The sequence below is a fragment of the uncultured Dokdonia sp. genome, from assembly GCF_947492815.1.
Taxonomy (GTDB): Bacteria; Bacteroidota; Bacteroidia; order Flavobacteriales; family Flavobacteriaceae; genus Dokdonia.
Map to the genome: position 1 here is coordinate 18,462 of NZ_CANLOB010000041.1, position 11,285 is coordinate 29,746.

Sequence of the window (11,285 nt, forward strand, 5' to 3'; positions counted from 1 at the left end):
TTTATTCTCTTTTTTTATACATTTCAACGTCGTAAAAACAAGCTGCTTATAGATAAAGTAGTGGCTCAAAAAGAGTATGAAAGCGCGCTTGTACAAGTAGAAAATGAGATACAAGAAGCTACCTTAAAAAATGTAGGGATGGAATTGCATGATAACGTAGGGCAACTTCTTTCTGTAGCCAAAATGCAATTGCGTTCTGGTCTTTCATTACTTCCTGAAGATAAAAAAGAAACCTTTGCAGAAGCACTAGAAACTGTGGACTTAAGTTTAACAGAAGTGCGTCAACTTTCTAAAACTGTTAACGGTGAGGTGCTTGCAAATATGGATTTGCAAGATGCTATACAAGTAGAAATAGATCGTATAAATCGCTTTTCGCATACCAATTCTACACTTGTAGTAACTGGTGAACCCATTTTTATAGAGGAACGAGAAAAAATTATTATATTTAGAATAGTACAAGAATGTTGTAGTAATGTAATTAAACATGCAGAAGCAGAACATTTAATAATTGATATATCTTATAAAGAAGATCATCTTTATATTAAAATAAAAGATGATGGTATAGGATATAACACGCAAAATAACAAATTAGGTTCTGGACTTATTAATATGCAACGTAGAGCAGAAATGATTCAAGCACAACTCGTAGCACATAGTAAACAAGGACACGGAACAGAAATAACACTAACCTACCAATCACCCCTTCATGAAACCGCTCAAAGTAGCAATAGTTGATGATCATATCCTTTTCGCGAAAGCTTTAAAGACACTAGTCTCAGGTTTTGAGGATACCTATGTCGTTTTTGTAGCTAAAAACGGAAGAGAGTTTATAGAATATTTAAAAAGTGATAATGAGCAACCTGATGTCGTATTATTAGATGTACGTATGCCTATTATGAATGGATTAAGCACGATGGCATGGATTAAAGATAACTGTCCAGATATTAATGTCATTGCCATTACAATGGAAGATGATGAAGAAACCATTTCTAATATGATTTTCTTCGGGTGTAAAGGGTATCTTCTTAAAGATGTTGAACCCACACAATTAAATGCCTCTATCATCAAAGCCAGTAAAGGAGAGTTTGTATACAATGAAATAGTAGATAGAGATCTTCATAAAAAAGCATTAAACGGTATTTCTGAAGAAAAAGAAGCAGAAGTTAGTAACCATAGAAAGTTTCAACTAAAAGAAACAGATCAAGAATTTTTAAATTATCTCTGCGGCACAGATTTAGGCTATAAAGAAATTGCAGCGAAAATGCACTTAAGCCCTAAGACTATAGAAAATAGACGCGCAGAACTATTTAGAAAGTTAGGAGTCTCATCTAGAGTAGGAGCTGTCATTTATGTTATGAAACATAATCTTATTGAACAATCATAACCATTTTAATACAAACCGGAGTAGCTTATTTTTCCCTTTATAGGGTGCGTATCTGATGGGGATATCTAACCAATTTCCTTTCTTTACTATCGCTTTTGCATGACTAAAAGTGAGGAAAGTATGCTTTCCGTGGTAACTCCCAACACCACTATGCCCAACACCGCCAAAGGGTAATGCCTCATTAACAAATTGAATAACAGTATCATTTACCGCGCCTCCTCCAAAAGAAAAACGCTCTAAAAACCAATTTGTAAAAGCCCGCTTTCGCGAAAAAATATACCCAGATAACGGCTTCTCATAACGATCTATAATACGTTCGATATCAGCTTTTGATGTATATGAGATTACAGGTAAAATAGGACCAAAAATCTCATCTGCCATTACAAGACTATCTATACTTGGATTATCAATAATTGTGGGTGCTATATATAATTGATCACGATCAGTTTGTCCTCCAAAAGAGATAGATTCACCTTCCAGCATCTTAGCAAGTCTATCAAAATTCTTTTCATTAATAATTCGGGCAAAATCAGGTGATGCTTCTACATCAGAACTATAAGCCCTTTTTATTTCTTTTTCCAGTGCCTGTAAAAAAGAAGTTTTTATAGACGATTCAATCAATATATAATCAGGGGCAATACATGTTTGTCCAGCATTTAAAAATTTTCCCCAAACAATCCGTTTCGTGACTAATGAAACATTTACAGACGCATCTACAACACAAGGGTTTTTACCACCTAGTTCAAGTGTAGTAGGCGTTAAGTGTTTTGCTGCTGCTTGCGCTACAATTTTACCCACAAAAACACTACCTGTAAAAAAGATATAATCCCATCGTTGTGAAAGTAATTCTGTAGTTTCTGGAATAGCACCTTGGACAACAGCAACATGCTCAGAAGAAAATACTTCCTGAATAATCATTTCTAAAACTTGACTCGTAGCAGAAGTCAGTTCACTAGGTTTAAGAACTACTGTATTACCAGCAGCTATTGCACCAATAAGTGGTGTTAATGCTAGTTGATATGGATAATTCCAAGGCGCAATAATAAGTGTCGTTCCATAAGGTTCATAATAGATATAATCCCTAGCAGGAAAATTAAGTAAGGAACCTTTTACTTTCTTAGGACGCGCCCAAAATTCAAGTTGCTTAATAGCGAGTTGTAATTCTCGTACTACAATACCTGTCTCACTAGAAATACTTTCATAAAGTGGCTTTTTAAAATCAGAAAATAAGGCTTCATGAATCTTGCCTTCATGTTTTTTTACACTTTTGTATAATTTTTTTAAAGCTTGTAAACGAACCTTAATAGGCATTGTTTTACCCGTAGTAAAATAGGTGCGTTGCGAATTAATAAGATGGGGGATATTCAACATATATTTTTTACAAAAATAAGTACATTTTAACTGAAGAGACTGAAAAAATAAAGCTCTATTTTAAATTTGTCGTGTTTATTTCAAAAAACTTTTAATACATTTATCCCAAGTTTATGAGAAACCAGATTATTAATAGCGTCATTATTATTATTCCTCTACAGGAATGATACGGACTGCTATACCCATATATAAAGCCTGTATCAACGTATTGATACAGGCTTTTTTTATGAAGTGACTTAAAAAGAAAATAAAAACATAAAATATTGATAATTAGTAATTTATGTTGTTTTTGAAGTTGTTGGATAACGTAAGTAAATAGAAATTAGAATTTCAACATAATAAAGAGCTATTAATTTTAACATATAAAATAATAATACATTGAAAGAACTCAATCCATATAGTAAAGCCGTTACACAAGACCCAACGCAACCAGCAGCACAAGCAATGTTACATGCCATTGGATTAACAGAAAGTGATTTTCAAAAACCTTTTGTAGGGATTGCAAGTACAGGATACGAAGGCAACCCATGTAATATGCATTTAAATACACTTGCTACAGACATTAAACAAGGCGTTCAAGATGCAGATCTTGTCGGTTTAATTTATAATACCATTGGGGTAAGTGATGGAATTTCTATGGGAACTCCAGGTATGCGATATTCATTACCCTCTCGTGACATCATAGCAGACTCTATGGAAACAGTAGTACAAGCTATGAGTTATGATGCGCTTGTAACCGTAGTAGGATGTGACAAAAATATGCCAGGAGCATTAATGGCGCAATTACGATTAGATCGTCCTTCTATATTAGTATATGGTGGAACCATCGCACCAGGATGTCATGAAGATAAAAAGTTGGATGTAGTTTCTGCTTTTGAAGCATGGGGTGAAAAAGTAGCAGGTACCATTACAGAAAAAGAGTTTAAAACAGTTGTGAAAAAAGCATGTCCAGGAGCCGGTGCTTGTGGAGGTATGTATACTGCAAACACGATGGCATCTGCAATAGAAGCATTAGGAATGAGTTTACCGTATACCTCTTCAAATCCTGCAATAAGTTCTAATAAAACAGCAGAATGTGCTAGAGTTGGAAACGCATTACGACATCTTATAGAACAAGATATCAAACCATCAGATATCGTAACGATCAAATCGCTTGAGAATGCAATTCGGCTTGTAACCGTGTTAGGTGGGTCTACAAATGCTGTTTTGCATTTCTTAGCGATCGCTAAAGCTGCTCAAATCCCTTTTACACTAGATGATATTCAAAGAATAAGTGATACGACACCATTTTTAGCAGATTTAAAACCAAGTGGAAAATACCTTATGGAAGACCTTCATAAAGTAGGAGGTGTTCCAGGAGTACTCAAATACATGCTTGCACAAGGTATGTTACATGGAGATTGCCTTACAGTTACTGGAAAAACACTTGCAGAAAATCTAGCCGATGTAGCTCATCTAAAAGCACATCAAGATGTAATTCACCCTGTAGAAAACCCAATAAAAAGTACGGGGCATATTCGCATTCTATACGGAAATCTCGCTACAGAAGGTTCTGTTGCAAAAATCACAGGAAAAGAAGGGCTTCGTTTTCGCGGAAGCGCACGTGTATTTAATTCAGAATTTGAAGCTAATGACGGAATTAGAGAAGGAAAAGTCGTAGCTGGAGATGTTGTCGTCATTAGATATGAAGGACCTAAGGGAGGACCAGGAATGCCTGAGATGCTAAAACCCACGGCTGCTATTATGGGAGCTGGACTTGGGAAAGAAGTAGCACTTATTACTGACGGACGTTTCTCTGGTGGAACCCACGGGTTTGTAGTTGGTCACATTACGCCAGAAGCGCAAGAAGGAGGAACTATTGCCCTTGTAGAAGATGGAGATATGATTACGATAGATGCTGAAGCAAACACCATTTCAGTAGACATCACCGAACAAGAATTAACCCATAGAAAAGCAGCTTGGACGCAACCTTCATTAAAGGTACAACGAGGCGCTTTATACAAATATGCAAAAACAGTAGGATCTGCTTCACAAGGCTGTGTAACAGATGAATTTTAAAGTAAAGAATTAATTAAAAATTCCTCTCCCTCTGGGAGAGGCTAGGTGAGGGTATGGAAACAAAAACAATAACGCAGACACAAACTAGCAAGCAAACTATCACTGGGAGCGAAGCAATTATACATTGTTTACTAGCAGAAGGAGTCGATTTAATCTATGGATATCCTGGAGGCGCTATTATGCCAATGTATGATGAGTTATATAAATTTCAAGACAAATTACAACATGTCCTTACAAGACACGAGCAGGGTGCAACGCATGCTGCACAAGGATATGCTAGAGCTACAGGTAAAGTAGGGGTCGCAGTAGCAACGTCTGGACCAGGAGCAACCAATCTCATTACAGGAATAGCAGATGCTCAGATTGATAGCACTCCTATGGTATGTATAACAGGCCAAGTAGCTTCTCACTTATTAGGAAGTGACGCTTTCCAAGAAACTGATATCATTGGGATTTCAACTCCCGTTACCAAGTGGAATTATCAAATAACAAAAGCCTCTGAAATTCCTGAGATACTTGCCAAAGCATTCTTTATTGCACGAAGTGGCCGCCCAGGGCCCGTACTTATTGATATCACAAAAGATGCTCAGTTTGGTGAATTAGACTACGAATACAAAAAATGTACACATATACGAAGTTATAAACCTGCACCTGAAGTAAAAGAAGAAGCACTCGATGCAGCAGCACAACTAATCAATACAGCAAAAAAACCAATGATCGTATGGGGGCAAGGCGTCATTTTAGGAGAAGCAGAAGCAGCTTTTAAATCATTTGTAGAGAAAACAGGCATTCCAGCTGCTTGGACTATTCTTGGAGTATCTGCATTAGCAACAGAGCATCCCCTCAATGTTGGAATGGTAGGAATGCATGGGAATTACGCCCCTAACGTACTTACCAATGAATGTGACCTATTAATTGCTATAGGAATGCGTTTTGATGATCGTGTTACGGGATCGCTAGATACCTATGCAACACAAGCAAAAGTTATCCATTTTGAAATAGATCCAGCCGAAGTCAATAAAAATGTACATGCTGATGTAGCTGTACTAGGTAATTGTAAAGAAAGCCTTTCTAAGATACTTCCTAAAGTAACTCCCAATGCACATACGGCATGGCACCAACAGTTTAAAGACCTGTATAAAATAGAATTTGAAAAGATCATTCAACATGATCTTTCTCCAACAAAAGAAGGTCTTACCATGGGTGAAGTACTTGATGGTATTAATAAAGAAACAAAAGGAAATGCCATTATTGTATCTGATGTAGGGCAGCATCAAATGATTACTTGTCGATATGCTAAATTCAATACCACAAAAAGTAATATAACATCAGGAGGTCTAGGCACTATGGGGTTTGCACTTCCTGCGGCCATTGGAGCAAAAATGGGAAAACCAGAACGAGAAGTAGTCGCTATTATAGGAGATGGAGGATACCAAATGACCATTCAAGAACTAGGGACTATTTTCCAATCCAAAGTACCTGTAAAGATTGTAGTTCTAAATAATGAATTTCTAGGAATGGTACGCCAGTGGCAACAATTATTTTTTGACAAACGATATGCTTCTACCGAAATGGTAAATCCTGACTTTGTAGCGATTGCAAAAGGATATCATATTCAAGCACAAAAAGTAACGAAACGAGAAGAACTAGCAGATGCCATTAAAGAAATGATTGCATGCTCAGATTCCTACTTCTTAGAAGTATGTGTAGAAAAAGAAGATAATGTATTTCCAATGATTCCTACAGGAGCGTCTGTCTCTGATATAAGACTGGAATAAAAACTAAGGAGTTAAGAATAGAGTAGTACTCTAGTGAATAAAAAAGTATAAATCACAGAATAAAGAGATATAACATATAATACGTCTATGTTCTATTCTCTATGTTCTCTTATCTATTAAGAAATGAGTGAGCAAATTAAAACATACACCGTAAGTATCTATACCGAAAATAATATAGGGTTACTCAACCGTATTTCGGCTATATTCCAACGTCGTCATATCAATGTAGAAAGCCTTTCTGCTTCAGAGAGTGAAATAGATGATGTGTTTAGATGGACACTAGTTGTAAAAGTAACAGAATCACAAATCAAAAAAATAATAGGACAGATAGAACGCCAGATAGAAGTCATTAAAGCATACTATCATACCGATGAAGAGACCATCTTTACAGAAAGTGCCTTGTTTAAAATCAAGTCAGATTTACTTTTTGAAGAACGTCAAATTCAAAATATTATTAAAGAAAGTCATGCACGTATTGTCACTGTAAATAAACAGTTTTTTGTACTTGAAAAATCTGGAATTCGTGCAGAAATAGAACTTTTATATAGAGAGTTAAAACCTTTTGGCATTATGCAATTTGTCAGATCAGGACGTATTGCTGTTACAAAATCAGAAATGCCCATTTCTCAACTTTTAAAAGAGTTGTCAAAAGAAGAGGAATACGCTTTCAGTTAAGCTGAAGTTTATACTGAGCTTGTCGAAGTATGAAAACATAAATAACATAATTAAAAAATAAAAGAGATTATTAATTCTCTCCCTTTAGGAGACCTGCCTGCCGGTAAAGGCAGAGATGTCCGAAGGACAGAAAGGGATTAGATCTCCGTCTATACGGAGATGAAAAAATAAGATAAACACATGGAAAATTATTTCAACACATTATCATTAAGAGATCAACTGGCACAATTAGGCAAATGTCGTTTTATGACTGCCGATGAATTTTCAAATGGAACCAAGGCTTTAGATGGTAAAAAAGTAGTGATTGTAGGTTGTGGAGCACAAGGGTTAAACCAAGGGTTAAATATGCGAGACAGTGGTCTTGATATTTCATACGCATTACGTCAAAGCGCTATAGATGAAAAACGAGCTTCCTATCAAAATGCAACCAAGCATAATTTTACAGTAGGTACTTATGAAGAACTGATACCTACTGCAGATGTGGTATTAAATTTAACACCAGATAAGCAACATACAGCTGTCGTAAAAGCAGTAATGCCGTTTATGAAAGAGGGGGCAACACTTTCATATTCTCACGGATTTAATATCGTAGAAGAAGGAATGCAAGTACGTAAAGATCTTACGGTAATTATGGTAGCACCCAAATGCCCAGGATCTGAAGTAAGAGAAGAGTATTTACGTGGTTTTGGAGTCCCTACACTTATTGCAGTGCATCCTAATAATGATCCGCAGGGAAAAGGATTAGAACAAGCAAAAGCCTATGCAGTTGCCACTGGAGGACATAGAGCAGGCGTATTAGAATCTTCATTTGTTGCTGAGGTAAAAAGTGATCTTATGGGTGAACAAACCATACTTTGTGGAGTATTACAAACAGGATCTATTCTTTGTTTTGATAAAATGATTCAAAAAGGAATCGAACCTTCATATGCAGCAAAACTTATTCAATACGGATGGGAGACAATTACCGAGGCATTAAAACATGGAGGTATCACCACCATGATGGATCGTTTGAGTAATCCTGCAAAGATTAAGGCATATCAATTAGCTGACGAGTTAAAAACAATTATGCGTCCGCTTTTTGAGAAGCATATGGATGATATTATTTCTGGGCATTTTTCAAAAACAATGATGGAAGATTGGGCGGCAGATGATAAAAACCTTTTAACATGGCGTGCAGCAACAGGGGATACTGCTTTTGAAAAACAAGAAATTACGGGAGATCATATTTCTGAACAAACGTATTTTGATCATGGGACGTTGCTAGTTGCTTTTGTGAAATCTGGTGTAGAACTAGCTTTTGAAACGATGACAGCTGCAGGTATTATAGAAGATTCAGCATATTATGAATCACTACATGAAACACCACTTATTGCAAATACTATTGCGCGTAAGAAACTATTTGAAATGAATCGTATCATTTCTGATACTGCAGAGTACGGTTGCTATCTATTTGATCACGCCTGTAAACCGTTATTAGAAGACTTTATGAAGACGGTTGATATTAATGTGATTGGTACCGCTTTCGCGAAAACAAATAGCGTAGATAACCAAGAACTTATTGCTGTAAATGATGCGATCCGTAATCATCCAGTAGAAATAGTGGGAGCTCGATTACGTAAAGCCATGACCGCCATGAAAAAAGTAAAAACAGAAGATACACTAGAAGCTGTATTGAATTAATAATATCTGCTCGAGCACAGTTGAGAGTTAAATGAAGTTTATCACTTAACTAGTTCTCGACTGCGCTCGAAATGACATTAGTGTCTATATTGAATTATTAAAAAATAGACATCCCCTCTTTCTAGAAGGGAAACCCACACATATTAATGAAAATAGAAACTACATATTATCCTACGATAGCGGCTGTCAAAAATGCAGCAGAGGTAATTAAAGAAGTCGTAACTCAAACACCATTAATGAAGAGTTTTACGTATTCTAAAAAGTACGATGCAACTGTATTCTTAAAACGAGAAGATTTACAGCAAGTACGCTCTTATAAAATAAGAGGAGCTTATAACAAGATGAGTTCGTTATCTCAAGAAGCAAAGTCCAAAGGAATTGTATGTGCCAGTGCAGGAAACCATGCACAAGGTGTGGCATTTGCCTGTGCAAAACTAGAGATACAGGGAACTATTTATATGCCCATGCCAACACCTTCTCAAAAAGTAGAACAGGTGAAGTTATTTGGAGGTGATTGGATTAAAGTCGTTTTAGAAGGGGATACGTTTGATGACGCTTTCGCGAAAGCGAACACATGTTGCTTAGAAGAAGGAAAAACCTTTGTACATCCTTTTGATGACGAAAAAATAATTGAAGGACAAGCTACTGTAGGTCTAGAAATTATAGAACAATCTACAACACCCTTAGATTATGTGTTTGTTCCTATAGGTGGCGGCGGACTCTCAGCAGGACTGAGTACCGTGTTTCATTTATTATCACCAGACACGAAGATCATTGGTGTAGAACCCGCAGGAGCTCCTGCTATGAAAACCTCTATAGCTAGTAATAAAAATACAACACTGTTAGATATTGATAAGTTTGTAGATGGCGCTGCTGTACAAAGGGTAGGAGAGCGTAATTTTAAGATTTGTAATCAGTTTTTAGATCAAGTAATAACGGTACCAGAAGGAGAGGTCTGTCAGACAATTTTAGATCTTTACAATCGTGATGCTATTGTAGTAGAACCAGCAGGAGCATTGACACTAGCTGTACTAGATCAATTTAAACAAGAGATCAAAGGTAAACACATTGCATGTGTAGTAAGCGGAAGTAATAATGATATTACTCGTACAGCAGAGATTAAAGAACGAGCCTTACTTCATAGAGGTTTGAAACATTATTTTATTGTTCGTTTTCCACAACGTGCGGGTGCTTTAAAGGAATTTGTGGCTGAGGTCTTAGGTCCAGATGATGATATTACCCATTTTGAATATTCAAAAAGAACGAGTAGGGAACAAGGACCTGCTGTGGTAGGGATTCAATTAAAACATGTAAAAGATTTAGAACCTCTCGTAAATCGTATGCATACACGTAAATTCTTTGGTGATTACCTTAATGATAAACCTGATTTGTTTCAGTTTTTGGTATAATTTATTTTGCTTTAGAAATACTATCTGCCTTTATAAATGCATTATAAGCATTTGCAATTTTACCAGTTTTTGATAATTGATCAAATGGTATCAAATTGGTGGAATCTCTTTTTTTAGTTTTATAAGTAGGTAAATTATAAGATATTCCTGATTCAAGGATGCAGCTTTTAACTTGAGATACTGTTAATTCAGGATAGTGAGAAAAAAGTATTGCTGCAATTTTTGCAACTAATGGAGAAGCAAAAGATGTCCCTCCAGTATATTTATAACCACTAACTGAGTTAGCAGATGTAGTGTATATATGTTCTCCAGGGGCAAATATATCTACTTGCTTTTTTCCATAATTACTAAAAGAGCTTTTTAATTTATTATCTAAGTGATAACTTGATGCACCAACAATAATTAAATTATCTGAAAAAGGGACTCCGTTTTCATCGATATCATTAGGATATATTCGATTCTCATGCTCATCTATTATCTTAGAATTATTACTAGCACTAGTTACGATGAGCACTTCATGATCTTCTGCGTATTCTATTGCTTTACGTATCCATTTACTTTCAAATGAAAACTCTTTACTGGTACTTATATTAATTACTTTAGCTCCATTATTTACTGCATACTTTATTGATAAATAATAATCCTTATCATATTCATCTCCATTGTCTCCTGGTAAAGCGATACATAGAGGTAAAATTTTAATAAATGTATTTTTGCGTTTAGGGTTCATGAGAATAGTACCAGAAACTAATGTACTATGATATAACTTTTTGTTGTTTAAATGAACAAATCTATTTCCATAGATAGTGTCTGTAAAATCATAAGGATTATCACCTACAGCTTTTCTGTCGTTATGTAGGCTTCCCCTTTTTAGGACACCTTAAAATTCGACAAATAATTATTATTTAGTTCAGGTTTGATGAAGAATTT

General features: G+C 35.8%; 9 protein-coding genes. 7 read left to right on the top strand and 2 right to left on the bottom strand.

Annotated features, from left to right (window positions below; translation table 11 throughout):
- Nucleotides 1-60: 60 nt before the first annotated feature.
- Complete coding sequence (locus Q1A01_RS22545; protein ID WP_299685465.1) at nucleotides 61-735, top strand: ATP-binding protein; 675 nt, start codon at nucleotides 61-63, stop codon at nucleotides 733-735.
- Nucleotides 707-1,384 (top strand): response regulator transcription factor, encoded by a 678-nt coding sequence (locus Q1A01_RS22550; protein WP_299685468.1) that lies wholly within the window; start codon nucleotides 707-709, stop codon nucleotides 1,382-1,384. The genes Q1A01_RS22545 and Q1A01_RS22550 overlap by 29 nt, the downstream gene beginning before the upstream one ends.
- On the opposite strand, the gene Q1A01_RS22555 is transcribed toward Q1A01_RS22550, so the two are convergent.
- Complete coding sequence (locus Q1A01_RS22555; protein ID WP_299685471.1) at nucleotides 1,379-2,755, bottom strand: aldehyde dehydrogenase; 1,377 nt, start codon at nucleotides 2,753-2,755, stop codon at nucleotides 1,379-1,381. The two genes, Q1A01_RS22550 and Q1A01_RS22555, sit on opposite strands and share 6 nt — an antisense overlap.
- A gap of 378 nt (nucleotides 2,756-3,133) precedes the next feature.
- Here Q1A01_RS22555 and ilvD point away from each other — a divergent pair, with 378 nt between their 5' ends.
- The 5 genes from ilvD (at nucleotide 3,134) to ilvA (ending at nucleotide 10,355) form a co-directional block, all read left to right on the top strand.
- Complete coding sequence (gene ilvD, locus Q1A01_RS22560) at nucleotides 3,134-4,813, top strand: dihydroxy-acid dehydratase (protein WP_299685474.1); 1,680 nt, start codon at nucleotides 3,134-3,136, stop codon at nucleotides 4,811-4,813.
- A 53-nt stretch (nucleotides 4,814-4,866) separates the two neighbouring features.
- Nucleotides 4,867-6,591, top strand: a complete 1,725-nt coding sequence (ilvB, locus tag Q1A01_RS22565) for a biosynthetic-type acetolactate synthase large subunit (RefSeq protein ID WP_299685477.1) — start codon at nucleotides 4,867-4,869, stop codon at nucleotides 6,589-6,591.
- 123 nt (nucleotides 6,592-6,714) lie between these two features.
- The gene (ilvN, locus tag Q1A01_RS22570) at nucleotides 6,715-7,266 is read left to right on the top strand and encodes an acetolactate synthase small subunit (RefSeq protein ID WP_299685480.1); all 552 of its coding nucleotides are present in this window, start codon (nucleotides 6,715-6,717) and stop codon (nucleotides 7,264-7,266) included.
- A gap of 180 nt (nucleotides 7,267-7,446) precedes the next feature.
- The gene (gene ilvC, locus Q1A01_RS22575) at nucleotides 7,447-8,946 is read left to right on the top strand and encodes a ketol-acid reductoisomerase (protein WP_299685483.1); all 1,500 of its coding nucleotides are present in this window, start codon (nucleotides 7,447-7,449) and stop codon (nucleotides 8,944-8,946) included.
- Between the two features lie 146 nt (nucleotides 8,947-9,092).
- The gene (gene ilvA / locus Q1A01_RS22580; RefSeq protein WP_299685486.1) at nucleotides 9,093-10,355 is read left to right on the top strand and encodes a threonine ammonia-lyase IlvA; all 1,263 of its coding nucleotides are present in this window, start codon (nucleotides 9,093-9,095) and stop codon (nucleotides 10,353-10,355) included.
- Between the two features lies 1 nt (nucleotide 10,356).
- On the opposite strand, the gene Q1A01_RS22585 is transcribed toward ilvA, so the two are convergent.
- Nucleotides 10,357-11,160, bottom strand: coding sequence for a S8 family serine peptidase (locus tag Q1A01_RS22585; RefSeq protein ID WP_299685489.1), 804 nt, complete (start codon nucleotides 11,158-11,160; stop codon nucleotides 10,357-10,359).
- Nucleotides 11,161-11,285 lie beyond the last annotated feature (125 nt).

Bases quoted from the DNA above. Each gene is read 5' to 3' on its own strand.
- Q1A01_RS22550 (WP_299685468.1), top strand. From the start codon at position 707: ATGAAACCGCTCAAAGTAGCAATAGTTGATGATCATATCCTTTTCGCG.
- Q1A01_RS22555 (WP_299685471.1), bottom strand. From the start codon at position 2,755: ATGTTGAATATCCCCCATCTTATTAATTCGCAACGCACCTATTTTACT.
- ilvB (WP_299685477.1), top strand. From the start codon at position 4,867: ATGGAAACAAAAACAATAACGCAGACACAAACTAGCAAGCAAACTATC.
- ilvN (WP_299685480.1), top strand. From the start codon at position 6,715: ATGAGTGAGCAAATTAAAACATACACCGTAAGTATCTATACCGAAAAT.
- ilvC (WP_299685483.1), top strand. From the start codon at position 7,447: ATGGAAAATTATTTCAACACATTATCATTAAGAGATCAACTGGCACAA.
- ilvA (WP_299685486.1), top strand. From the start codon at position 9,093: ATGAAAATAGAAACTACATATTATCCTACGATAGCGGCTGTCAAAAAT.